Origin of the sequence: Psychroserpens sp., from assembly GCF_036960315.1 — a bacterium.
Taxonomy (GTDB): domain Bacteria; phylum Bacteroidota; class Bacteroidia; order Flavobacteriales; family Flavobacteriaceae; genus Psychroserpens.
Genome location: NZ_JBALVR010000004.1, coordinates 82339 through 108706 on the forward strand (window position 1 = coordinate 82339; position 26368 = coordinate 108706).

Here is a 26368-nt window from a genome sequence, read left to right on the forward strand (position 1 = left end):
GTACTAGGTTGGTATATCAATAATTATAGTGGTTCCATTATTTATTTCTGACTCAATGGTTAATTTACCATTCAAATGCTCAATTCGTTTGTCAATACTACTAATTCCCATGCCTTTGTTTGTTTTAGTCACTTGACTTGGATTAAACCCTTTGCCATTATCTTCGACCATAATATTTAAGGAATCGTCATGGTTGGTCATATGAATAGATACTTCGGTAGCATTGGCATGTTTAATAACATTTGTGATTAACTCTTGAACTATTCTAAAAATGGTTAACTCTAAACTATTCTCAAGTCTGTTTTCCAATCCGTGATCTATAACCTCAATCGCTAACTTGTTTGATGCGGAAACTTTCTCAGCCATTTCATTGATGGCTTTTAAAAGTCCTTGTTTGGCAATCACGCCCGAGTTTTTGGCATGTGCAACGGTTCTTATCTTTTGATAAGCTTCATCTATTAGTTCATTGGTTTTGGTGTACAACTCTGGTGTTTGTTTATCTTTTAAAGCATTGAAATGTAGTTTTACAGTGGCCATAAGCCCGCCCAAATCATCATGCAAATCGTTAGCAATGCGTTGTCTTTCTTTTTCCTGACCTTCAATCATGGCGTCAATAGAAGTCAATTCTTGTTCTTTGAGAACGGTTGCTAGTTTTTGGGTTTCGAGTTCTTTTTCTTGCTCGGCTAACTTTTGTTTACGTTTTGTGTTTTGTTGAATTAAAAAGGCTAAACTACTTCCGATAAGTAAAAAAGCAATTGAACCAATCCATAAATTGCGTCTTTGTCTATCTTTTTTTTCAATGTCAGTTTTTAATTTTAGATTCTCTTTAGCCTTCTTTTCAGTTTTATACTTAGTGTTAATCTCATTTAATTTTTCAGCCTTTGAATACTCATTCAAAGTATCCATGAATTTGTTTCTGTCAATGAGTAGATCATATGCCTTTTGGTAATCCTCTTGTAAATAGGCATTTGTAGATAATAACTCTCTGATTTTTACTTTTTCAACATATCTATAATCTAGAATCTTAACTTTATTGGCTTCAATAAAATATTTATCTGCTAGTTCTAATTTGTTTTGTTGTTGATAGGCTAAACCAATATTTGCATGTATACCAAACATCTCATTAACAAAAAACTGATGATCTTTTGATTCCATTAACTTTTTAGCTTTGAATTGATAAACTAAAGCTGAGTCTAACTCCTTTTTGTAGTATTGATAGAATAGACCTATTAATTGATTGTATTTGGCTTTTAGAAATGTGTTATTCGTTTTGTTAGCTATACGAAGTCCATCTTTTAGTTCTTTGATCGTTTCTATTCCCGAAATCGCAGAAGAATGATTATAATAATGAAAAATATAATTGGCTTTTTCATTGTCATCATAGAGGTAGTTTTTATAGATATTTAAATAAATGGGATAGACTTCTATGATGGTCCGGCTTTTAAATAATAGGTTCATTATTTTTCGACAAGACTCTGCAACTAATATTGTATCTTTTTGTTCTTCAGCACTATTAAGTGCTTTGATGTAAAAATCAAACGCTAACGAATCATTAGCGTTTTCTTTGAATAAATGGTAATCTCCTTTTAATATATTTTTTAAAGTTTGATTATTTTCATATGAAATATCAGTTAGACTATCCGGTTCTTTTACTTGACATTTAGTAATTAAATCTAACTGAGCAGAAATGTATTTACTTTCTATTTGTCGTAGGTTTTTAAAAGCTCCTTTAGTTTTTAAAGACTCTAAATCATAGATTTTTAATTGTTCTATATAATCATGTAGTTGCTGAGCAGAACTAAATGTTATACTCAGCAAGACAGTAATGATTAATAATGAGGTTTTAGTGTTCAAATTATATTACATAGAAAAGACAAACACCAGTACCATGTCTTGTAAATACTTCAAAATTGCCAGCATCATTTGACTCATGTTCAAACGATACATCTATATTACCTGACTCTTCAATATGGATGTCAATAATATTTTCCTTTTTAACTTCTGTTTGATGAGCTGGCTTTTTTACATAAGCACAATTACAGCATTCTGTTCTTATATCACTTATATCATAGTCTCCAGGTGGTAATTTAACCTTCATCTGGTAGCCATATTTGTCATGCTGATTTCCTACAGTAGTAGGCCCTATTTCCTCCATGGCCTGAAAAGCCATTCCAGTTTTAGACTTCATAACACGTCTAAATTGTGTAATATCAAAGACTTCTTCGTCTTTAGCGTTGGTGTAAAATTTAAATTTGCATGCAATTCCATAGCCATATTTAAGATCGATATGAACTAATTGGAATCCAGAATTATTTGAATCAATTGGTAAGTACATAATATTATAGTTTTAATTAATAGCACAAAGATGCGAAGTAGGACTACATCAAAACATACCCATTAGCAGGTATATCAAGCTAATAAGTTACAAAAAAAACGAGATTTAAGAAGAAATTTCCGACGTAAGAATAAAAATAACTAGACAAACATAAATTTAATTGCGGCTATCATCGCAATAAAGGCAATAAAAGCGACCAATACCCAAATGCTTCCTTTATAATATTTTTTGTGCAATTTTAGGTCTTTTCGGTAGGCAAGAAAAATGATGATAGCAAATGCTATTGCAAATAAAATTCCGAAAATCAATTGACCATTAGTAAACATATAGCTATTTTTATGCAAAATTAAGACAATTAAAATGAAGAATAAAATAGAAGCAGTTAAAGCATTCCACACCGCATTTAAAATAGGTCATAGAGAGACACCAAAAGCCGATTTAGGAATCGATAAAAACATGTTGCGTTACAAATTAATGCGTGAAGAAAACGAAGAATACCTTGAAGCTGCTAATGATAACGATTTGGTAGAAGTTGCAGATGCACTTGGCGATATGCTCTATATTCTTTGCGGAACCATTATAGAACATGGCCTTCAATATAAAATTGAAGAGGTGTTTAATGAAATTCAACGCAGTAACATGAGTAAGTTAGGTGAGGATGGAGAACCAATCTATAGAGAAGATGGGAAAGTCTTAAAAGGGCCGAATTATTTTAAACCGCATATCAAAGAGATATTAGAGTCATAAAAAAAAGAGCCATTTGGCTCTTTTTTTTATTGATATTATTTTATTTCTAGTCTCCAGCTATGTTTATCTTCACTAAGATTATGCTGGATGTATAACATTTTTTGTTTCAGCACACTAGAATAAGATGCTTCTCCAATTTCAGGAAGATCATAATAAGTGTCTTGATACTCGAAGCCTTCAATCGGACTAATAACTGCAGCAGTTCCAGCTCCAAAGATTTCTTTTAAACTTCCGTTTTTAGAAGCCTCAACAAGTTCATTCACTTTAATAGGTCTTACTTCACAAGAGATGTTATTATCTTCTGCTAATTGTAATAAGCTTTTTCGCGTTACACCATCCAAAATTCGATCACTTATTGGCGCAGTGATTAATGTATCATTGATTCTAAAAAACACATTCATTGTTCCAGCTTCTTCCAAAAATGTATGCGTGTCAGCATCTGTCCAAATGACTTGTTGATACCCTTTTTTCTGTGCCAAACTAGTAGGATAAAATTGTGCGGCATAATTTCCAGCAGCTTTTGCAAATCCAACGCCACCACTTGCAGATCGGCTAAATTGTTCAGCTATTAGAACTTTCACAGTCCCTTTATAATAAGCTTTAGCGGGAGCACAAATAATCATAAAACGATAGTCTTCTGATGGTGCTGCAGCTATTGCAGAGTCTATTGCAATTACAAACGGTCTTATGTATAATGAGTTGCCAACGCCTGACTGTACCCAATCTCTATCAAGATCTAAAAGTGTTGTTAATCCTTCAAAAAAGTAATCCTTCGGAAATTCAGGCATCGCTAAACGCGCACTGGATTTATTAATACGTTTAAAATTTTCTTCAGGACGAAATAAGAACACACGACCATCATCATCTTTGTATGCTTTCATACCTTCAAAGACAGCTTGCCCATAATGGAATACACGAGATGAAGGCTCCATAGACATCGCTTGATATGGCATAATCTTAGGTTGCTGCCATTCGCCATTTACAAAATCACAAACAAACATGTGATCTGTAAATATTTTTCCAAAGGGTAAATTGTCAAAGTCAACATCGTTAATTTTAGATGTCGTAGCTTTTTCAACGTGTAAATTACTAGTATATGTATTTGACATTTTTTGATGTGATTTAGTTGTGCAAAAATAGTCAATTTTCATGGGTTATAAAAGATAATGTCTTCACAAAAAATATGTAACTTTGTAACATTAAAACCTAATTTAAATTACACTCAAAATGAAACATATTTTTTCAATAATACTAGTAGTTTTAGTCCTAGTATCTTGTAAAGAAGAAAATAAAAAAACTGAAGACGTTGCGCAAGTAGAAACTGAAGCTCAAGATATTGCTTTTGCATCATTTGGAAAAGAAATTACAGCAGCAGATGCACTTCCTGCAAAACGTATGGCAGTTCATTATGCAAGTATGTCTGTAGGTGATACAATTGACGCGAAAATGATCGCTAAAGTTGATGAAGTATGTCAGGCTAAAGGATGCTGGATGAAGCTTGATTTGCCAGATGGTGAACAAGTAATGGTGAAGTTTAAAGATTACGGATTTTTCATGCCAAAAGACATTGCAGGAAAAGAAGTGATTATTAACGGTAAAGCTTTTGTAAATGAAGTGCCTGTTGATGAACAACGTCACTATGCTGAAGATGGAGGAGCTACTCCAGAAGAAATCGCTAAAATCACTGAGCCAAAGAAAACATTGTCTTTTGAGGCAGATGGTGTGCTTTTAAAAGAAGACTAATGAAAGTTTTTTTAGAATGCCTAGTTGTATTCTTATTCTTAAGCTGTAATTCTTCGGAAAAGGTAGAAAATAAGGTTACCATCACTGATGGTACTAAAACCTATGATGTATATCAAGCTTCTGAAATGTCAACCCTTATGAAAGGTATGTATGCTTATAACATGCAGCTTAAAACAGATATTGAAGCAGGAAACGAACTCTCTGGCGAATTTCCAGAGGAGTTCTTAAAGATCCATTCGGCTGAGTTATCAGAGACTAAGTTACGTAATGAAACCTTTCAGTATTTTTCAGTTAAATTCATTGATGTACAACGACAAGTCTTTAAGCAAGACTCCATGTTGTCAGTAAAAGAACGTTATAATAGCTCAATCAATATGTGTTTGTCATGTCACAAAACAGAGTGTACAGGACCTATACCTAAGATTAAAAAGTTGTTGATTAAATAAACCAGTGTGCAACGTAAAATAATCACTACAGCAGATGGCTCTAAAACCATTCAAATTGAAGAATGGAATGAGCAATACCATTCTGTTCATGGTGCCATACAAGAAGCAAATCATGTGTATATCAATCGTGGTTTGCTTTTTTATTCTGAACTTGTTTCAAGATCCAATAAAGAAATTTCAGTCTTAGAAATCGGTTTTGGTACGGGTTTAAATGCTTTACTCACCTTATTGAAAGCTGAAGAACTCAATCAATCTATAAACTATGTTGGAGTAGAAGCCTTTCCCATTTCTTCGGAAGAACTAGAGCAATTAAATTACCCTTCCGAATTGAACATAGATTCTGATAAATTCAAGAAGCTTCACAATTGTGGTTGGGAAGAATCACATCAAATTTCTGACCTATTTACACTTAAAAAGCAACAGAAATTATTCAAAGATATTTCCGACGTAAACACCTATGATGTGATCTATTTTGATGCTTTTGGTGCACGCGTACAACCCGAGCTTTGGACAGAAGATATCTTCAAAATTATGTATAACGCTTTAAAGCCAAATGGTGTGCTTACGACCTATGCCGCGATAGGTCATGTGCGTCGTACATTACAGTCTTTAGGTTTTGAAGTTGAACGGCTTCAAGGACCTCCGGGAAAACGCCACATGATGAGAGCAATCAAACGTTAAACCCTTACTAAAATCTGTGTGCTTGGTTTGTGATTTCAGTAAATTTGCAATGCTATGCAGAAGATATTAATTACAGGTGCTACAGGTTTAATTGGTCAAGAAATTGTAAAAGTTTGTCATGACCAAAACTTGAACGTCCATTACCTTACCACATCAAAAAATAAACTCAGCAAAGAGGATAATTATAAAGGCTTTTATTGGAATCCTGATAACAATGAAATCGATTCCAATTGCTTTGAAGGAGTTGATACCATTATCAATTTGGTTGGAGCGACGATTTCCAAGCGTTGGACAGACAGTTATAAGCAAGTCATTATCGAAAGCCGAACAGAAACAGCTAAACTTTTGAGAGAAACGATTGCTAAGCATAATTTTCCAGTGAAACAAATTATTTCGGCAAGTGCCATTGGTGTATATCCAGATTCACTGACCAATTATTATGAAGAAACTGAAACTGAAACTTCAGATTCGTTTTTAGGTCAGGTGGTTCAAAAATGGGAAGCGGCTGTTGATGATTTTTCCTCTTTAGGTATCAAAGTCGCAAAAATTAGAATTGGTTTAGTACTTTCAGAAAAAGGAGGTGCCTTACCCGAAATTGCAAAACCAATACGTTTTGGTGCTGGAACAGCGTTTGGTATTGGGACACAATGGCAATCCTGGATTCATGTTAAGGATTTATCACGACTCTTTGTATTTACTGCAACTAAGAAACTGGAGGGGGTTTATAATGGTGTTGCTCCAAATTCGGTGACTAATAATGAACTTACCAAAGCAGTTGCTAAAATACTCCACAGACCATTAATCTTACCAAATATTCCTAAAATGGCTATGAAACTTGTTTTAGGTGAGATGCATATTCTATTATTTGAAAGCCAGCGTGTAAGTGCAGCTAAAATAGAAGGCGAAGGTTTTGACTTCGAATATCATCATTTGAAACCTGCGCTTTTGGAGATTTTTAGTTGATAGTGATTTTAGAATTTGTTAAATATAAATTCAATTTTAGTGAATTTTATTCGGAATAAATCGAAGTTAGTTGTTTTATAGATATAATCAATACGTAGTTCTGCGTAAATTTTTATTAATCCTTATATTTATAAAAAATTGTATTCGTGAATAAAAACACACTTTTTCATCAACTTTCATGCGCTTTTGCTTTAGGGTTTCTATTGGTTTCTGTAACACTTGGCGCACAGACTTTTGAGCAAGTTCAAGTGGCTTCAGGATTGGGAGATTTACAAAATAATAATGGCGTAGCTGTAGCCGATTATGACAACGACCTAGACCTCGATATTTTTGTTGTGGCTCTTGCTCAAGATGTAGAAGGCGATATTACCACTCAAAGTAAACTTTTCAGAAATAATAATAATGGTACGTTTACTGATGTCACAGCCGAAGTCGGTCTCACCAACTTATTGCCATTTAATAGTTTGTCTGAAGATTTCTTTGGTCTCAAAGGCTTTAAACATGGCGTGTCTTGGGGCGATTATAATAATGATGGTTATCCAGATATTTTATTTACGCATTCTGAAAAACTACAACTCTTCATTAATCAAAATGGCATCTTTACCGAAGTCACCGAAGGTGCTGGTTTAGATCAACTCAGCGAATGTAGACACACAGGCGCTACATGGTTTGATTATAATAACGACGGATTTCTAGATTTCTACGTGAGCGATTGGGATGCTTGCGACACAAATTCGCTCTACCGGAATAATGGAAATGGTACATTCACTAATGTCACTGAAGAAACCAATATGTTAGCAACAGATACTTTAGCAAGCTATACTGCACTTCCTATAGATATCAATAATGATGGTTGGATGGATTTATATGTGACTAACGATTTTAACGATCCTAACAGTCTGTTCATTAATCAAAACGGAGATTCATTTCTAGAAGATGCACAAACCTATGGTTTGGATAATATGCTAGACGATATGGGAATTGCCTATGCCGATTATAATCTTGATGGTGCTTTTGATATATTTATTACAGGTATAGATGAAAATGCATTGCTACAAAATAATGGAGCCAATACGTTTGAATTTGCTGGAGCAGCAAATAATATTTCAGGAACTGGTTGGGCTTGGGGAACACGATTTGCAGATTTTGATCTTGATGGTGACGAAGATCTGATAATCGTTAACGGGTTTGAGTTCGAAGAACGCTCTACCGAGAATAATGTGTATTATAAAAATTTGACTTCTGAAGGTGGTTCAGGTTTTGAAGATGTCTCCGAAAACGTGAATTTTAATGCGCTTTCCGTCAGCGTTGAAGCTATAGATTTTGATTATGACAATGATGGTGATTTAGATATTTATGTCACTAATTCTGATCAGCAATCAATTTTTTACGAAAATAAATTGCTCAATTTTGATGAAGAGAATACACACCATTGGTTGAAGATTATGTTGCAAGGAACAGTTTCTAATCGTGATGCTATTGGAACGACTTTGACACTAACGACCAGCTCTGGAATTTATAAACGATACTATACAGGTGTAGGGTTTTTATCCCAAAGTCTGCAAGCGGTTCATTTTGGTTTAGCTGAAGACATACAAGTTTTGGAGTTAGAAATTAAATGGCCTTCAGGTTTGACGGAGACCTTTCAGAATTTAAATGCAGATACCACTATAAGAGCTATAGAAGGTGAAGGGATTACGGTTTTAGAGATCATTCCGAGTCAGAAAATATACGGTTGTTTAGATCCGTTTTCGTGTACATATAATCCAGATGCAACCATAGATGATGGTTCATGTACTTATTTAGATTCAAATCAAATCTCTGGGACAACAACGTCAGGTTTTTTTAGAGTAGAGCAGTATATCTATCCAGTTACATTGGGTTCGACAGCCAATTGGATCGTATCTGGAGGAGAGATTGTTGATGGACAAAATACAGATACAATATTTATAAAATGGGGTTTAAATGAAACGGGAACCTTGAGTGTGAGAGAAAATAATGACAGTTGTTTTAGTGAAGAACAACAAATTACAGTTTCGCTTAGTGCTGCAGAAATTCCAGAGGATGTGTCTATTGCGAGATTATGGAATGAAGTGTTGTTGGAAGCGATTCGGAATGATTTTGCACGACCAACAGTTCATGCGAGAAACTTGTTTCACTCCAGTGTTGCCATGTATGATATTTGGGCGATTTATGATGATGAAGCCAGGCCTTATCTTATTGGAAATACTGTCAATAATTTCACAACAGAATTGCAAAATTTTGTTCCAGCTGAAAGCGTCGAAGCATCACAAAAGAAAGCCATTAGTTATGCCATGTATCACTTATTGACATATCGATTTCAAAATTCTCCTAATGTCGAAGAATTGCAAGAGTTGTTCGATTTAGTGATGGAACAATTAGGTTATGAAACCACGAGTAATTCTACCTTATATGAGTTTGGAAATGCAGCAGCATTTGGTAATTATGTTGCGCAAGTCTTGATTAACTACGGAAATGGTGATGGTTCAAGAGAATTAGAAGGGTTTGATAATGCTTATTATGTTCCTGTTAATCAACCTTTACCTCCAAATTTGCCAACGACCGAATTAATGTTTGATCCCAACCGTTGGCAACCACTTAGTTTAGATACTTTTATTGATCAAAGCGGAAATTTAATTCCAGGATCTATTGTAGATTTTTTAAGTCCGGAATGGGGAAATGTCTATCCGTTTGCCATGTCTGACGATGATAGTAATGTGTTTCAACGCGAAGGCAATCAGTACAAAGTGTATAACGATCCAGGAGATCCACCATATTTAAATCTGTCGTCAAATGATGTCTCAAGTGATGCCTATAAATTAGGCTTTTCGATGGTGTCAATTTGGGGTTCACATCTCGATCCTAGTGATGGTGTTCTTTGGGATATTTCGCCAAGCGCTATTGGTAATACTGATATTTCGACATTTCCAACCAACTACGAAGATTATCCTAATTTCTACAATATGATTGAAGGTGGCGACATTGGAGAAGGTCATGCTATAAATCCGATTACTGGACAAGCCTATGAATCGCAGATGGTACCAAGAGGAGATTATGCAAGAGTGTTAGCAGAATTTTGGGCAGATGGTCCAGAGTCTGAAACACCACCAGGACATTGGTTCACGCTTTTAAATTATGTGAACGAGCATCCATTATTGGAGAAAAAATTTGAAGGAGAAGGGGAAGTGCTGGGAGATTTAGAATGGGATGTGAAATCCTATTTCATTTTAGGAGGCGCGATGCATGACTCGGCTATCTCTTCATGGAGTATCAAAGGCTGGTATGATTATGTTAGGCCAGTTTCTGCTATTCGAAATATGGCAGTATTGGGTCAAAGTACAGATGAATCTTTAGATAACTATCATGTCGCAGGTATTCCATTGCTCGAAGGTTATATTGAGCTTGTAGGTCCGACAGATCCATTGCGTGGCAACGAAAATCAAAATGTAGGTAAAGTAAAATTATACACGTGGAGAGGTCCAAATTTTATCGATGACGAAAGTACAGATATTGCTGGCGTTGGATGGATTCTTGCTGAAAATTGGTGGCCATATCAACGACCAACTTTTGTGACACCACCATTTGCAGGTTTTGTGTCTGGACATTCCACCTATTCAAGAGCCGCTTCAGAAGTATTAACGAGGATTACTGGTAGTCCGTTTTTTCCAGGAGGACTAGGAGAGTTTACTGCAAAGCAGAATGACTTTTTGGTATTTGAACAAGGACCTTCAGTAGATATAAAATTGCAATGGGCAACTTATAGAGACGCATCAGACCAAACGAGTTTATCGCGAATTTGGGGTGGAATTCATCCACCTGCAGATGATATTCCTGGTCGATTAATTGGCGAAAAAGTGGGGAATGATGCTTTTGATTTTGCTGTGCCTTATTTTAGCGGAAATGTTATTGAACCAGAGAACATCGAGCAAATTATTTATCCTAATCCTGTAACAAACAATGAGGTGTTTATTACTAATACATTAGTTGATGATATCATAACGGTATTTGATATTAGAGGCCGACAAGTAAATATTCTTAAAATAGAGTTTAACGGATTTGGTAGTGTTACCAAATTGATTCTTCCTGAAGGGACTTCGGCAGGATTATATTTTCTGAATATTAATAACGAATCAAAAATGCTAGTCATAAAAGGATAAATGTATTTATGCAACACACGCTTCAAGAGTATATTCCACAAAAAGCAATTTCGAAGATTATAGCGCTTTTAAATCATGATAATTTGACCGTTAAAGTCAAACAAGAGCGAAAAACGCGACATGGTGATTATAAAAGTTTGCCCAACGGAAAGCATCAAATTACTATAAATTCAAATTTAAATACCTATCGTTTCTTAATCACACTCATTCACGAAATTGCTCATTTTGAGTCGTATAAAAGTTATGGAAGGCTTATTAAGCCTCACGGAATTGAATGGAAAAGCACATTTCAGCATTTAATGTTACCGTTTTTAAATCCTGAAATTTTCCCTTCTGAATTATTACCATTACTAGCTAGACATTTTAAAAACCCTAAAGCAAGTAGTGATACAGATGCAAATTTAGCATTGGCACTAAAACAATTTGATGAACCTAACGATAAAACTTATATTTTTGAAGTATCTTTTGGAAGTACTTTTAAATTGTATAATGGTAGAGTTTTTAAAAGAGGAAATAAACGTGTAAAGCGTTATGAATGTATTGAGGTGAAAACTGGACGATTGTATTTGTTTAATCCCAATGCTGAGGTAGAATTATTAAAAGATTTCAATGAATAAAAATTATTATGCCATATTAATGGCTGGAGGAGTAGGGTCTAGATTTTGGCCAGTGAGTACGGAGGATTTTCCAAAACAGTTTCACGATATGTTGGGAACAGGTGATACCTTAATACAAAAGACCTTTAATAGATTGTCTAAGTTGATCCCGAAGGAAAATATATTTATTCTAACCAATGAGCGTTACAACGATTTGGTGTTTGAGCAGTTGCCAGAAGTGACTAAACGACAAGTGGTTTTAGAACCAGCAATGCGTAATACAGCACCTTGTATTTTATATGCCTCGTTGAAAATTCAAAAAGAGAATGAAGATGCGATTATGATTGTTGCTCCTAGTGATCACTGGATTGAAGATGAAAATGCATTTACTAAAAATGTTGAAGAGGCTTTTGATTTTTGTTCTCAAAATGATGCGTTAATGACTTTAGGTATTGAGCCTACATTTCCAAATACAGGATATGGTTATATCGAATTTGATAAGACGTCTCAAGACAATATTAAGAAAGTAAATCAGTTTAGAGAAAAACCAGATTACGAAACAGCTAAGCAGTTTATAGCACAAGGGAATTTTATTTGGAACGCAGGTATTTTTATGTGGAGCGTAAAAAGTGTAGTAAAGGCATTTAAAAGTAATCAACCAGAACTTTACAGTTTGTTTGAATCGGGATGCGAAGTCTATAACACCGATTTTGAAGACGATTTTGTAAGAGATAATTATGGTAAGGCCGAAAATATTTCTGTGGATTATGCCATTATGGAGCATTCTAAAAATGTCTATGTGATTCCAGCAACTTTTGATTGGAATGACTTAGGGACTTGGGGAAGTTTATATGATAAACTCGATAAAGATAACAGTGGAAATGCTGTTGTGAATGCACAAACCTTAACAGAAGATGCTTCGGGGAATATGATACGAACAAAAGCAGATAAAGTGGTGGTGGTTGATGGTTTACAAGATTATATCATTGTCGATAAAGACGAAGTTTTGCTTATCTTTCCAAAGACAAAAGAACAAGATATTAAAAAAGTACTCCAAAAAGTGAAAGACAAATTTGGAGAACATTACGGATAAGATATGAGTGACGAGAATAAATTCGATTTCTCAGAAGAAGAGATTAAAAAAGATGCAGCAGTAGAGCAAAGTAAAGAAGCTGTAAAGCAAGATGCTAAGGGCTTGTGGGCAAGTACTAAAAAGTTCTTGACTGAGCTTTTAGACTTTAGAGATGATACAGACAGAGATGCTACTATTACAGCGATAAAGGAAGATGTTCCATTTAAAGGAGCAACGGCTTGGATTTTAGTATGCTCCATCATGGTTGCATCAGTAGGTTTAAATGCAGATTCTACAGCAGTAGTTATTGGTGCCATGTTGATTTCACCATTAATGGGTCCAATTCTTGGTATTGGAATGGCAATTGCTATTAACGATATTGATACGTTGAGGCGGTCTCTTGTAAACTTAGCTATAATGATCGTGTTAAGTTTATTAACAGCATTTTTGTTTTTCTATTTCTTTCCATTAAGTGAGGATAATTCAGAACTTTTAGGTCGTGTAAGCCCAGATATTAGGGATGTATTAATTGCCTTTTTTGGCGGTTTAGCACTAATCATTGCACGAACAAAAAAAGGAACAATTGCTTCTGTTATATTTGGTGTCGCTATTGCAACCGCCTTAATGCCACCATTGTGTACGGCAGGTTATGGACTCGCAAAAGGGAATTGGTCCTATTTCTTAGGCGCAATGAATTTGTTTACCATTAATACCATATTTATTGCCTTGGCAACGTTTATAGTCTTAAAAGTATTAAGATTCCCAATGCTTAAATATGCAAATTCGGTTAAAAGAAGAAGAATTGCCAGATTTGCTGCTTTAGTTGCAGTATTAGTAATGATTTACCCCACGATAACATTTTTAAAAGTACTAAAGGACACTGGTCTTAAAAATGATTATAATAGTTTTATTAAAGAAGAGGTAGATAACCGCGCGCTTTGGTTCCAAGAGGGTATACCAAATTACGAAGAGAAAACCATTGCCTTATATTATAATGATGAAGTACCAGAGGCAATTATTGCAGATTTAAAAAATGACATAAAGAAGTACGAAAAGATTAAGGACTTTAAATTAGAGATTAAAGGCAACAAGAATAGAAGTTTTGATAAAATTGTTGATGCTTATGATAGAGCAATAAAAGATTTAGATCAAAAGGATCTAATAATTTCAGGGCTTCAAAAACAAGTTGAAGACCTTGAGGCCAATATCACGAATTTGAATAAACAGATAGAATCGGAAAATTCATCAAATACAGCGATATCCTTTACAAATTTATGTCGTGATGCTAAAGTACGATTTAATGATTTGGAATTCTTCGCATATTCTAAAATGCTGGAATCTAAAGATTTCATCAATATAGATACGGTAACAGTGGCCAACGTGAGATGGAAAGTTGCTTTATCTGATAGTATTGTTATCGCAAAGGAAAAGGCTTTACAAAAATGGTTGCAGAAAGAATTAAAAGTAGATACAATTGTTATTAGACGGAACTAGTATTTAGTTTTCATCTAAATACATCTTACGTACTTTTTTGAATAAGTTTGAAGAGTATACAAAATCTGTTACTACTTCATTATCAGTTTTAAAGATGGTCTCTTTAGAACCTTCCCATGCTTTCAGTCCGTCTTTTAAGAATACAATTTTTTCTCCAATTTCCATTACGGAATTCATGTCGTGAGAATTAATTACCGTAGTGATATTATATTCATCAGTAATCTCCTGAATCAAGTTGTCAATAACGATGGCTGTTTTTGGATCCAATCCAGAATTAGGCTCATCGCAAAATAAATACTTAGGCTTATTTACAATTGCTCTAGCTATGGCTACACGTTTCTGCATTCCTCCAGATGCTTCACTTGGCATTTTGTGATGCGCATCATCAAGGTTCACTCTTTTAAGAACGAAATCTACACGATCTTCCATTTCGCTTTTACTTTGTTTAGTAAACATGCGTAACGGGAACATCACGTTTTCTTGAATGGACATAGAATCAAAAAGAGCACTACCTTGAAATACCATGCCCATTTCGGCTCTAAGGTTACGTTTTTGATCGGCTGTGAGTTCAGCATAGATTTTTCCATCATAGGCAATTGTGCCTTCTTCAGGAGAGAATAAACCTAATAAGCATTTTAAAAATACCGTCTTTCCAGAACCACTTTGCCCAATCACTAAGCTCGTTTTTCCTTTTTCAAACGTTGTGGAGATGCCTTTTAGAATATGAGCATCTTTAAACGATTTATGTATGTTCTTAACTTCTATCATTAGCTTAGCAGGAGTTGAGTTAAAATATAATTAAGAAGGATAATAGCAACACTCGTCCATACAAAAGACGTCGTACTTGCTTTGCCAACTTCGAGTGCTCCACCTTTCATGTAAAAGCCATAAAACGATGGGATTGTCGCCAAAACAAAAGCAAATACAAAGGTTTTAATAAAGGCATAAATGATATGAAACGGAATAAAATCCATTTGAATACCTGCAATAAAATCTTCAAGAGTACCAAAACCACCAAATACAACTGCTGCCATTCCGCCTAAAATCCCTAAAAACATAGCGATAGAAATCACAAATGGGTACAGCATTAAGGCGATAAACTTAGGAAAGACAAGATAATTTAATGAATTAATACCCATAACTTCTAAAGCATCGATTTGTTCAGTAACTCGCATCGTGCCAATACTAGAAGTAATAAACGATCCTACTTTTCCTGCCATAATGATCGAAATAAAGGTAGGCGCAAACTCTAGAACAATAGATTGCCTAGTGGCAAAACCTATGAGATACTTAGGTATCAAAGGGTTGCTGATGTTTAAGGCTGTTTGTATAGTTACTACACCGCCAACAAAAAATGAAATGAAGGCAACAATACCTAGCGAACCAATGATTAAATCATCAATATCTTTTAATATTAATGTTCGCATAACTGACCATTTTGTTGGTTTGCGAAACATCTCGGCAATCATTAAAAAATAAGCACCAATGTTATGAAGGTATTGCATATTGAAATTTGTTAGGGTAAAAGTAAAAAAATATGATGAGTTCTTAACCTTTACTTTAAAAGATGATGAATTAAAATCTGTATTTTTGAGTTTTAAAACTCTCGATAATGATAAAACGTATTTTTTCAACACTTTTAATTCTGTTTTCCATAATGTCATGCCAATCTCAGAAAGAGGTTATTACTGCTGAAAAGGAATTTGTTGAATCACAAAAACAAACTGAAAGTTATAGTAATAGACCTAAACTGGTTGTTGGTATAGTGGTCGATCAAATGCGTTATGATTACCTAACACGTTTTTATAATAAGTTTGGTGAAGGCGGGTTTAAACGTATGGTGAATGAAGGTTTTAATTGTAAAAACAATCATTTTAATTACATACCAACAAAAACTGCTGCCGGACATGCCTCTTTATATACAGGGACGACACCAAGATATCATGGTGTAATTGGAAATGATTGGTTCGATAAAACAACAAATGAAAATGTGTATTGTGTTAGAGATAATTCATACCAATCTGTAGGAACACTTAGTGATGACGGACGAATGTCTCCGCATCGGATGTCGACTACAACCTTTTCTGATGAGAACAGGCTATTTACTCAAATGAAAGGGAAGACTATTGGTATATCTATTAAAGATAGAGGAGCAGTTCTTCCTGCTGGACATACTGCTAATGCTGCTTATTGGTTTAGAGGGAAAAATGAAGGTGCCTGGATTTCTAGCACGTTTTATATGAATGAATTGCCTAAATGGGTGAGTGATTTTAATGCTTCCGACGCTGCTAACAGTTATTTAAAAACATGGAATACTTTATACCCAATTGAAACATATATAGAAAGTGGAGCTGATTTAAGTGATTTTGAAGATGGCTTTAATTCTAAGTTAACAGCTACGTTTCCATATGATTTAAAGACATTAAGTAAAAAGAATGGTGGTCTTGATATTATAAAATCTACACCTTTTGGAAACAGTCTAATAACCGATTTCGCGATTGCCGCCATTGAAGGTGAACAACTTGGTAAAGATGATATCACAGATGTTTTAGCTATAAGCTATTCTAGTACAGATTATGTGGGCCATAATTTTGGTGTAAATGCAAAGGAGACTCAGGATACATATTTACGTTTAGATAAAGATTTAGAGCGATTATTCAAAAGGCTTGATGAGAAGATTGGGAAGGGGGATTATACCGTTTTTTTAACTGCAGATCATGGTGCTCCTTATGTGCCAGCACTTTTAGATTCACATAAAATCCCAGGGGGTCTTTTGGATTTTAATCAGGTAAAAACTGACTTAAATGAATTGTTGTCTACAAAATTGAGTGTTGCAGATCTCGTGTTAAAAATTAGTAATGAACAGGTGTTTTTAAATCATGAAGTGATTGCAAGTAACAATCTTGATGTTGACATTATTGAAGATATAATCATTGATAAATTACTGGATCATGATATGATAAATAAGGCATTTAAGGGTAGTGTTGTGAACAACTTTGCATTTCAAAATGGAGTAGAACTTCTTTTAAAAAATGGATATAATCAAAAACGCTCGGGAGATATTTTAATTATTATGGAATCTTCAGTTTTTTCAGATAATATGTGGAATAAAAAAGGAACGGATCATGGTTCTGGTTATGCTTACGATACACATGTGCCTTTATTGTTCTTTGGAAAAGGAATAAAAAAAGGACAGACCTATAAAAAAACAGAAATCACAGATATTGCTCCCACGATTTCTGCATTGCTTGGGATTAGTTTTCCAAATGGCGCGACTGGACAGCCTTTGGAGTTTGTTATTGATTAGATTATATGAATAAAAAAAACATCTACTCCCTTATAGCTATACTCATTATTTTAGGTGTTTTTGGTTATGAATATGTTCTGAAAGAACAAGAATCTACAGAAATCACTAATGAGGGTGAAACTCTCAAAATCAATACTAACGAATACTTTTTGCCAACGAGTACAACAGGTCAGCTTGTGCATCATGACGGGTATTCATTATCCTATAGCGAACTTCACGAACAAGCCGAATGGGTCGCATACGAACTTAAAAAATCACATTTGTCCAGTACCAATTTTAAACGGCCATACTTTGAAATTGATAAAGCCGTGAAAACCAAAGCGGCACATTGGAGGAATTATAAAAAGTCTGGTTATGATCGTGGTCATTTATGTCCTGCAGGGGATAGAAAATACAGCAAAACGGCTCATGATGAAACTTTTTTGACCAGTAATATTAGTCCGCAAGAACACAAATTCAATTCTGGAATATGGAATACACTAGAACAAAAAGTGCGCTTTTGGGCAAATAAGTATGATGGTGTTTTTGTCGTGACTGGTGGTGTTTTGAGCGGAAACATGAAAACTATTGGAGACGAGGAGGTAAGTGTGCCTAATCAATTTTATAAAGTCTTGATTGATAATAATACAGGCAGCACTAAAGTAATCGCGTTTTTAATGCCGCATCAAAATTCTAATCAACCACTGTATGAATTTGTTGTATCGGTAGATGAGGTCGAGGAACTCACCGGAATTGACTTCTTCCCAGAACTAGAAGATAAAATTGAAGAAAAACTTGAAGCTTCGAGTAGTTATAAAGATTGGAGTTTTAACTAATCATTTTGTCATTCTGAACTAGATTCAGAATCTATTTCAATTTCCCTAGCATCCCTTTCCAACGTAATTGCCTAATAAACTGTCCTTGCTCCATTGTAACCAATTGGTCTAGATTGTTTCGTTTTCCTCTAAAATATCCAGACATATAATTTTTAAAAAGTGTAAAGCTTTTCTTTTTATAAGCCAGTTTTAATGCTGAAATTAAAGTAATGATAAAGCCATAACGCATTTTATACATCGCTTCGCCTTGGAGGTATTTAGACGCTTTATTATAACTTATTCCTGTTGGTTTGAGATGCTTCACATGCAGTGATTCGTCAGTTAACAATTCCCAATGATAATACTTTGCCAATAGCTCGTCAACGGTATCCCAACCCATTGATGGTTTTAGTTTTCCAATATCTAAGAAACATTGCTTTCGGTACGCTTTAAGTGCGCCACGAATATGATCTTTTCGAGTTAGATTTTCTAAAACCCAATCGCCACTTTTTTTGATATAACAGAAACCGGCAACCATACCGAGTTTTTCATTTTGATTAAAATGAAATGCTAATTGCTCTAAGTAATTCTTCGGAAAAACTAAATCGGCATCAAATTTACAGATGATATCATAGTGTTCATCTAATGTATCATAACCTTTATAAAAGGCATTAATAATTTTTGAACCTGGAAGATGTTTGTTTGAGGATGTTGTCTTTAGTACTGAAATATTAGAATGCATTGTAACAAACGTCTCTACAATATCTTGAGTATTGTCTGTAGAATTATCATTGATTACAACAATGCGTTTTGCAGGCAATGTTTGAGCAGCCAAAGATGCTAAGGTTTTGGAGATAACACCTTCTTCGTTATGTGCAGGAATGATGATGTAGAAATTCAATGTTCTAAGTTTAAAGTTCAAAGTTAAACTTTAATATTTCAAAATGGAATATGATATGTTATTCTGAAACTCTTTCTGCATAAACAATATAATATCTAGGTGTAAACCATCGTAAAATGGGTCTTATGCCTAACTTTTTCGTGGGGTTTGTCCATTTTTCGGTAGCGATAATTTTCCAACCCGCTTTTTCTAATAACCAATCAAACTGCCAATCTTCAAATTCGTGGTAATGTCTATCACGCATATCCGTTTTGCTTCTGTAAGCTGAAGCAAACCATAATTTAAGCGGAATACTTACCACTAATTTATCGGCTTTTATCGATTTTAAAACTGTAAAAGGAGAGAGGAGATGTTCGAAAATTTCAAAGGCAGTAACAACATTTGCTTTAGAATGTTCAATTTCCGAAGTATCTAAATCCAAATCGATTCCTGAGGTATTATGAACAGAATACTCATGGGTTTTTAGTATCTCGGATAATGGATTCTCAACACCTAAATCTAAAATAGATTCAGAAGTAGTAATATGGGTTTTCAAAAACTCAACAGTATGCTTAAACCGTTTGTTAGGAAATGTTTTTTCATACATAATTAATGCTTATAAACGATAGCATTAATATTCATACCAGCACCAACACTGGCAAAAATAATTACATCACCTGTATTAATTTCTTGATTTTCAAGTTGACCATTTAATATCATATCATACAATGTAGGAACCGTTGCTACACTTGAGTTACCTAGTGTATTTATGGTCATTGGCATAATGCCTTCTGGCATTTCCATATCATGCAGCTTATAAAAACGTTTTACAATAGCTTCGTCCATTTTTTCATTGGCTTGATGAATCAATATTTTTTTGACATCGGTTATTGAATAGCCACTTTTTTCTAAACAGGATTTTAATGCTAAAGGCACATTGATTAAAGCAAACTCATAAATCTTTCGACCATACATTTTAATGTATTTACGTTGATCTGTGATTTCTGGATGATTGGTTTCTCCAAAATAAATAAAATGGGCTTCGTCAAATGAGAACGTTGCAGTTTCGTGAGCAATAATTCCACCTTCGTCAGTAGTCTCTTCAATAATAACTGCTCCTGCACCATCACTATAAATCATAGAGTCTCTATCATGTTTATCGATAACTCGAGAAAGAGTTTCGGAACCAATAACCAAACAACGTTTTGCTAAGCCCGATGAAATAAACGCTTTAGCTTGAATCACACCTTCTATCCAACCAGGACATCCAAAAAGTAAATCGTAACCCACACATTTCGAGTTTTTGATTTGTAGTAAGTGTTTTACACGAGATGCAATACTTGGTACCGTATCACTTTGTTCTGCATTGTGTTTTATATCCCCATAATTATGAGCAACGATAATATAGTCTAAGGTTTCTTTATCAATTTTTGAGTCTGCAATAGCCTTTTCTGCAGCATAAAATGCAATATCAGAATTTAATAATTCGGGTTTTACATAACGTCTTTCCTTAATTCCTGTTATCGCTTTAAATTTATTAACGATAACTTCATTTGGGCTGTTTATCTTAGAACCATCTGCATTTAAAAACTCGTGATTATAGAAATCTTCGTTCTTCTCAATACGACTAGGAATAAAACTTCCGGTTCCTGTTATTTTTATATTCATAAATTAAAGTTTCCTGTAAGACATAATCTTACATGACAATATACTAACATTTAATTACATGTTATTTTTCATTTGATGTTTTTTACGATGTCCAAAATCGCAATAATTAAGCTTCTTCCATATAAGCTTCTATTGGAGCACAAGTACAGACAAGGTTTCTGTCTCCATAAGCGTCATCAACTCGACGTACACTTGGCCAAAACTTATTATCCCTAACATAGTCTAAAGGAAATGCTGCTTGCTTACGCGTATACGGTAATAACCATTCATCGTTGGTAATCATTTCCAATGTATGAGGTGCGTTTTTCAGAACATTATTATCATTTTCTTTAGTAATTGTATCAATTTCTTCTTTGATTGAAATCATGGCATCACAAAAGCGATCCATTTCTTGTTTGCTTTCACTTTCTGTAGGCTCGATCATCATAGTTCCGGCAACAGGAAACGATACTGTTGGCGCATGGAACCCATAATCCATTAATCGTTTCGCAATATCTACAACTTCTACGCCATGAGCTTTAAAAGGTCTACAGTCGATAATCATTTCATGTGCTGCACGTCCGCGTTCTCCAGAGTAAAGTGTTTCATAAGCACCTTCCAAACGTTTTTTGATGTAGTTGGCATTTAAGATGGCCATTTCTGTTGACTTCTTTAATCCAGAAGCGCCTAACATTTTGATGTAACCATAAGAAATTAAACAGGCGAGTGACGACCCAAAAGGTGCAGCAGAAATTGCTGTAATCGCTTGGTCTCCTCCAGTTTTTACTAACGGATTTCCAGGTAAGAAAGGAACCAGTTGTTTAGCTACACAAATTGGTCCAACACCGGGTCCACCACCTCCATGAGGAATGGCAAAAGTTTTATGTAAATTAAGGTGACAAACATCAGCTCCAATATTTCCAGGATTTGTTAATCCAACTTGTGCATTCATATTAGCACCATCCATGTAAACTTGTCCGCCATTATCATGAATGATTTGTGTAATTTCCTTAATTGCGGACTCATAAACACCATGAGTAGAAGGGTAAGTAACCATTAATGCCGAAAGATTGTCTTTATGTAATTCTGCTTTTTCACGTAAATCGTCCACATCAATATTACCTTCTTCAGTAGATTTTGTAACAATCACTTTCATTCCAGCCATAACTGCACTTGCAGGGTTTGTGCCATGAGCAGATGATGGAATAATACAAATATTTCTATGATGGTCACCTCGAGATTCATGATATGCTTTAATGACCATTAAACCTGCGAATTCGCCTTGAGCTCCAGAATTTGGTTGTAAAGAAGTACCAGCAAATCCAGTTATTTCTGTCAGTTGATCTTCTAATGCTTTTAAAACTGTATGATAACCTGCCGCTTGTTCAACTGGTACAAATGGGTGAATTTTCCCCCATTTAAACCAACTTAATGGTAACATTTCCGCAGCGGCATTTAGTTTCATTGTACAAGAACCTAACGAAATCATGGAGTGATTTAATGCTAAATCTTTACGCTCTAATTGTTTGATGTAACGCATCAATTCGGTTTCAGAATGATGCGAATTAAATACAGGCTCTTGTAAGAATGCTGTTTGCCGTTTGAGATCATTATCGATTTCGTTTCCTTCGGAAATTTCAGTAATCTCTATAGCGTCTTTACCTATGCTTTTCGCGAAAACTGAAACAATTTTGTTCAATTCTTCTAAAGTTGTAGGCTCATTTATAGATATAATAACATCACTTTCGCTAGGATAGTAGAAGTTTATTTTCTTCTTTTCAGCAGCTTTTTTTACTTTCTTAGCATCGGCTTTAATATGTAATGTATCAAAGAAAGAAGTGTTAGTTTGTTTAAACCCTAATGACTGCAGCGCATTTGATAGTGTTACTGCTTTATTATGAATGTCATTAGCAATAAATTCTAAACCTTTTGGTCCATGATATACGGTGTACATTCCAGCCATAACAGCTAACAATACTTGAGCAGTACAAATGTTCGAGGTTGCTTTAGCACGTTTGATATGTTGCTCTCGAGTTTGTAAAGCCATACGTAAAGCCCTATTGCCATTAGCATCCTTGGTAACTCCAATGATACGACCAGGGATATCTCTTTTGTAAGTTTCTTTGGTTGCAAAATATGCAGCATGAGGTCCTCCATAACCCATTGGGATTCCAAAACGTTGCGTCGTACCAACGACTACATCTGCTCCAAATTTACCAGGAGCTTCTAATTTGATTAAGCTCATGATATCTGCGGCTACAGCAACTTTAATTCGAGAAGTATTCGCTTTTTTAATAAATGACTTGATGTTCGAAACTTGTCCGTGTTTTCCAGGATACTGTAAAATTGCTCCGAAGAAATCTTCAGAAAAATCAAATTCATCTTCATCAGCGATAACCAATTCAATTCCGATAGGATTAGCTCTGGTTTGTAATAATGATATGGTCTGCGGAAGGCAATTTTCAGAAACAAAAAACTTATTGATACCCGCTTTTTTCTGATCGCGTTCACGAACCGCAAATAATAAACTCATCGCTTCAGCAGCAGCGGTACTTTCATCTAAAAGTGACGCATTGGCGATTTCCATTCCCGTGAGGTCGATGACCATAGTTTGGAAATTTAAAAGCGCTTCTAATCTACCTTGAGCGATTTCAGCTTGATAAGGGGTGTAAGCTGTATACCAACCTGGGTTTTCTAAAATGTTACGTTGAATTACAGCAGGCATAATCGTTGGATGATACCCTAAACCTATGTATGTATTAAATACTTTGTTCTTTTTAGACAAATCATAAATGTGCAACAAATACTCTTGTTCGCTCATAGGAAGATCTAGATCTAAATCTGACTTTAAGCGAATTCCGTCAGGAATGGTTTGATTTATTAATTGCTCTATAGAATCGACACCTAATGTTTGTAACATTTGCTTTTGATCGGCTTCTCTCGGACCAATGTGGCGAAGTGAAAAATCTGCTGTATTCATTAAATTATTTGAATTGAATTTTATTCTTGCAAAATTAAGGAATTATTGACCTTTAATTGTTAACGAAAATGAAACTTTTCAACCATTTGAATCGGTTATTAACAGTTTGTCTATTTTTGTACTATGCGCGTTCTAAAAACGATATTCGATTTTTATATCAATAGCAGTATTCACGTGGCTTTAGCAGTGTGCGCTTTGTCATGGTTAACGCTATTGCAATTTGATATAGAATATGACGAAAATGTCCTGTATTTTATATTTTTATCATCCATTACTGGTTACAATTTTGTAAAGTATTTTGGATTAGCAAAATTCCATCATCGCAACTTAACTAACAAGTTAAAAACGATACTGGTTTTTTCATTGATATGCTTTATAGCATTGTGTTATTTTGCGTCAAAATTGGAAGCTCAAACGGTATTATATATTGGCTTATTTGGGCTTGTGACCTTTTTGTATGCAGTTCCGCTTATTCCGAGAAAGATATTTGTTGATAGTAAGAAAAATTTAAGAAGTATTGGCGGACTCAAAATTTATATCATTGCGATGGTATGGACTGGCGTTACTGTTTTTTTACCTTTGATAAATAATAAATATGATATCACAAACGATGTTATTATTACAGCGTTACAACGATTTGTTTTTGTTATTGTATTGATGTTGCCTTTTGAAATCAGGGATTTGAGTTATGACAGTTTGAAACTATCAACGATTCCTCAGAGGATTGGCATAAACCAAACTAAAGTTATTGGTGTTTTACTTCTATTTATATTTCTGTTGTTAGAATATTTGAAAGGTAGCATTACTACAAACGGATTGAAAATAAATATTGTGATAAGTAGTCTTACACTGTTCTTTTTACTCTTCTCAAGAGAAAATCAAAATAAGTATTATAGTGCGTTTTGGGTAGAAAGTTTACCTATACTGTGGTTTGTAGTGTTACTGATGTTTCGCTAACTCTTTTTCAAAGGCAGATTTTAAACTTTGCTTTGCTGAAGGATCTAAAGCCACTGGTTCTTTAGTAACCAGCTGTGTTAATGTCGTGTTTCTTTTTGTGTATTTTCTACAAGCCTTGCAATACAACAAATGTATATTTAACTTTATCTTTTCCCAGAGCGTACTCTCTTTGTATTGTGTCTTATCACATACATGATTTGCTTCCTGGCAAGGGATTGAAATTTTATTACTCATAATTAAAACCAACTTTTTTCAAGGCAACTAGCCATAGCTGTTCTTGCTCTATGAATAATTACCCATAAATTAGACGCAGTAATATTTAATTCATTACAAATGGCTTCAGTTTCGTAATTTAAAATGGTTTTCATTTCAAAAACTTGTGCTTGTTTTTCTGGTAATTTTTCAAGGCATTTGTCTATTGCTAAACCTAATTCTGTATTCTCGATAGTGTCTTCCGCAGTCTTGTCAAAAGGATCTGCAACACGTTCCTCTAGCCAATCACCTTCATTTTCATCACCACTATAAGTCATTCTAACTTCGGCTTTTCCTTTGTTAGAGTTGATTTTACGGTAGTGATCTATGATTTTTCGTTTTAAAATCGAAATGAGCCAAGTTCGTTCACTTGCTTCTCCTTTAAAATTCTTCATAGATTTTAAACCAGCAACAAAAGTGTCCTGCACTATATCTTTCGCAATTTCTCTATCATTTACACGTGTGATGGTATAATTGAAAAGATAATCGGAATATAGATTTATCCACTTATTTGGATCTATGATGTGTTTTGGCATTTCGTTTTCTGAAAAATTTCAATTCAAAAATAATGTAAAAAATTGATTTTATCTAAAGTTTTACTTGTGGATGGTTTTTTTGTTTTTCACGCTTACTTCTGAACCTTCTGCAAGAATTACTGATGTTGGATTGGCTTGATTGAGAAATGCAAAGGATTCTCCATAATTAGACTTAAAATCGATATTGAGTTTATGGTTTTTTACTTTCAATTGTCGCCAACTTGGATGCACAACTTCATATTCAAAAGTTTTATTTCCATGTTTTGTGTATCCAAAATAGTGTTCGGTTATAAATTGTTCTTCTGAACCATCAATTATTTCTGAAAACGCATGTTCTGTTTTTACTGAAATAGACTGCCACTTGTTGTTAAGTCTCCATTGGTATTCAAATGCTTTGTAGTCTTCATGTTCTGTCCAGCAGTGTTTCATTTTATGGGTTTGATAATGTTCATGATAGATTGAGTTTGCAACAATGGTAATTAGTGGTTTTGGCACGATTTCTTTAATAAATACAACACCTCTTTTGTTATTGTGTTTGACATAAAACCTGAGGTTTAATTCTTCAAAATTGATGTGATAAGGAAGTTTCATACCTAAGACTTTTGTATTCTTAAACATGAAACCAACAACACTAACATAGCATTTTCCATTAAATAGATCGAGTTGAGTTCCTTTAGGTACATATGCTTGTAATAATTGCGGATCTATCTCGTAATTGACGAGCAGCAGGTTTTTCCAGTAAGCTTCTAAGAATGTCATA

The 26368-nt window shown here is 34.4% G+C and carries 24 protein-coding genes; 12 read left to right on the forward strand and 12 right to left on the reverse strand.

From position 1 onward, the window contains the following. Window positions 1-3 precede the first annotated feature (3 nt). Both V7719_RS08370 and V7719_RS08375 read right to left on the reverse strand, forming a co-directional pair. Window positions 4-1818, reverse strand: a complete 1815-nt coding sequence (locus V7719_RS08370; protein WP_335729436.1) for a sensor histidine kinase — start codon at window positions 1816-1818, stop codon at window positions 4-6. A 37-nt stretch (window positions 1819-1855) separates the two neighbouring features. Continuing rightward, window positions 1856-2335 carry a hypothetical protein gene (locus tag V7719_RS08375; protein WP_335729437.1) on the reverse strand — a complete coding sequence of 160 codons (480 nt, stop codon included), beginning with the start codon at window positions 2333-2335 and terminating at the stop codon, window positions 1856-1858. Window positions 2336-2695: 360 nt separating this feature from the next. Here V7719_RS08375 and V7719_RS08385 point away from each other — a divergent pair, with 360 nt between their 5' ends. After that, window positions 2696-3082 (forward strand): nucleoside triphosphate pyrophosphohydrolase family protein, encoded by a 387-nt coding sequence (locus V7719_RS08385; protein WP_335729438.1) that lies wholly within the window; start codon window positions 2696-2698, stop codon window positions 3080-3082. A 35-nt stretch (window positions 3083-3117) separates the two neighbouring features. Here the strand turns inward: V7719_RS08385 and V7719_RS08390 are convergent, their stop codons facing one another. Further along, window positions 3118-4191 (reverse strand): branched-chain amino acid aminotransferase, encoded by a 1074-nt coding sequence (locus tag V7719_RS08390; protein ID WP_335729439.1) that lies wholly within the window; start codon window positions 4189-4191, stop codon window positions 3118-3120. A 118-nt stretch (window positions 4192-4309) separates the two neighbouring features. On the opposite strand from V7719_RS08390, the gene V7719_RS08395 reads away from it, so the two are divergent. From V7719_RS08395 to V7719_RS08430, 8 genes are all read left to right on the forward strand, one after another. After that, entirely contained in the window at window positions 4310-4825 is a 516-nt protein-coding gene (locus V7719_RS08395; RefSeq protein WP_335729440.1) for a DUF4920 domain-containing protein, read from the forward strand. Then, window positions 4825-5271 (forward strand): hypothetical protein, encoded by a 447-nt coding sequence (locus tag V7719_RS08400; RefSeq protein ID WP_335729441.1) that lies wholly within the window; start codon window positions 4825-4827, stop codon window positions 5269-5271. Before V7719_RS08395 ends, V7719_RS08400 begins: the two co-directional genes overlap by 1 nt. A 6-nt stretch (window positions 5272-5277) precedes the next feature. Beyond that, the gene (gene mnmD, locus V7719_RS08405; protein ID WP_335729442.1) at window positions 5278-5952 is read left to right on the forward strand and encodes a tRNA (5-methylaminomethyl-2-thiouridine)(34)-methyltransferase MnmD; all 675 of its coding nucleotides are present in this window, start codon (window positions 5278-5280) and stop codon (window positions 5950-5952) included. 54 nt (window positions 5953-6006) lie between these two features. After that, the gene (locus V7719_RS08410; protein ID WP_335729443.1) at window positions 6007-6915 is read left to right on the forward strand and encodes a TIGR01777 family oxidoreductase; all 909 of its coding nucleotides are present in this window, start codon (window positions 6007-6009) and stop codon (window positions 6913-6915) included. Window positions 6916-7061: 146 nt separating this feature from the next. Then, window positions 7062-11093 (forward strand): FG-GAP-like repeat-containing protein, encoded by a 4032-nt coding sequence (locus V7719_RS08415; protein ID WP_335729444.1) that lies wholly within the window; start codon window positions 7062-7064, stop codon window positions 11091-11093. Between the two features lie 8 nt (window positions 11094-11101). Continuing rightward, entirely contained in the window at window positions 11102-11710 is a 609-nt protein-coding gene (locus V7719_RS08420; RefSeq protein WP_335729445.1) for a SprT-like domain-containing protein, read from the forward strand. Further along, on the forward strand, window positions 11703-12782 hold the full coding sequence (locus V7719_RS08425) for a mannose-1-phosphate guanylyltransferase (protein ID WP_335729446.1): 1080 nt from the start codon (window positions 11703-11705) through the stop codon (window positions 12780-12782). Before V7719_RS08420 ends, V7719_RS08425 begins: the two co-directional genes overlap by 8 nt. 3 nt (window positions 12783-12785) lie before the next feature. Continuing rightward, on the forward strand, window positions 12786-14255 hold the full coding sequence (locus V7719_RS08430) for a DUF389 domain-containing protein (protein WP_335729447.1): 1470 nt from the start codon (window positions 12786-12788) through the stop codon (window positions 14253-14255). Window positions 14256-14258: 3 nt separating this feature from the next. Here V7719_RS08430 and V7719_RS08435 read toward each other — a convergent pair whose 3' ends face one another. Together V7719_RS08435 and V7719_RS08440 are read right to left on the reverse strand one after the other, a co-directional pair. Next, window positions 14259-15023 carry an ABC transporter ATP-binding protein gene (locus tag V7719_RS08435; RefSeq protein ID WP_335729448.1) on the reverse strand — a complete coding sequence of 255 codons (765 nt, stop codon included), beginning with the start codon at window positions 15021-15023 and terminating at the stop codon, window positions 14259-14261. Further along, window positions 15023-15760, reverse strand: coding sequence for an MlaE family ABC transporter permease (locus V7719_RS08440; RefSeq protein WP_335729449.1), 738 nt, complete (start codon window positions 15758-15760; stop codon window positions 15023-15025). Before V7719_RS08440 ends, V7719_RS08435 begins: the two co-directional genes overlap by 1 nt. Before the next feature lie 107 nt (window positions 15761-15867). Here V7719_RS08440 and pafA point away from each other — a divergent pair, with 107 nt between their 5' ends. Continuing rightward, window positions 15868-17562, forward strand: coding sequence for an alkaline phosphatase PafA (pafA, locus tag V7719_RS08445; protein ID WP_335729450.1), 1695 nt, complete (start codon window positions 15868-15870; stop codon window positions 17560-17562). 5 nt (window positions 17563-17567) lie between these two features. Beyond that, window positions 17568-18377, forward strand: coding sequence for a DNA/RNA non-specific endonuclease (locus V7719_RS08450; protein WP_335729451.1), 810 nt, complete (start codon window positions 17568-17570; stop codon window positions 18375-18377). A gap of 31 nt (window positions 18378-18408) precedes the next feature. On the opposite strand, the gene V7719_RS08455 is transcribed toward V7719_RS08450, so the two are convergent. The 4 genes from V7719_RS08455 to gcvP form a co-directional block, all read right to left on the reverse strand. Beyond that, entirely contained in the window at window positions 18409-19257 is an 849-nt protein-coding gene (locus V7719_RS08455) for a glycosyltransferase family 2 protein (RefSeq protein ID WP_335729452.1), read from the reverse strand. 58 nt (window positions 19258-19315) lie between these two features. Then, complete coding sequence (locus V7719_RS08460) at window positions 19316-19843, reverse strand: methyltransferase (protein WP_335729453.1); 528 nt, start codon at window positions 19841-19843, stop codon at window positions 19316-19318. Between the two features lie 2 nt (window positions 19844-19845). Further along, entirely contained in the window at window positions 19846-20904 is a 1059-nt protein-coding gene (locus V7719_RS08465) for a 3-oxoacyl-ACP synthase III family protein (protein ID WP_335729454.1), read from the reverse strand. 106 nt (window positions 20905-21010) lie between these two features. Further along, on the reverse strand, window positions 21011-23863 hold the full coding sequence (gcvP, locus tag V7719_RS08470) for an aminomethyl-transferring glycine dehydrogenase (protein WP_335729455.1): 2853 nt from the start codon (window positions 23861-23863) through the stop codon (window positions 21011-21013). Between the two features lie 123 nt (window positions 23864-23986). On the opposite strand from gcvP, the gene V7719_RS08475 reads away from it, so the two are divergent. Next, the gene (locus V7719_RS08475; RefSeq protein ID WP_335729456.1) at window positions 23987-24820 is read left to right on the forward strand and encodes a hypothetical protein; all 834 of its coding nucleotides are present in this window, start codon (window positions 23987-23989) and stop codon (window positions 24818-24820) included. Here V7719_RS08475 and V7719_RS08480 read toward each other — a convergent pair. The 3 genes from V7719_RS08480 to V7719_RS08490 are packed head-to-tail and all read right to left on the reverse strand — an operon-like array spanning window position 24803 to window position 26367. Continuing rightward, entirely contained in the window at window positions 24803-25054 is a 252-nt protein-coding gene (locus V7719_RS08480) for a hypothetical protein (protein ID WP_335729457.1), read from the reverse strand. The genes V7719_RS08475 and V7719_RS08480 overlap by 18 nt on opposite strands. Window positions 25055-25056: 2 nt before the next feature. Continuing rightward, window positions 25057-25608 (reverse strand): sigma-70 family RNA polymerase sigma factor, encoded by a 552-nt coding sequence (locus V7719_RS08485; protein ID WP_335729458.1) that lies wholly within the window; start codon window positions 25606-25608, stop codon window positions 25057-25059. A 60-nt stretch (window positions 25609-25668) separates the two neighbouring features. Beyond that, the gene (locus tag V7719_RS08490) at window positions 25669-26367 is read right to left on the reverse strand and encodes a YqjF family protein (protein WP_335729459.1); all 699 of its coding nucleotides are present in this window, start codon (window positions 26365-26367) and stop codon (window positions 25669-25671) included. Window position 26368: the final 1 nt, after the last annotated feature.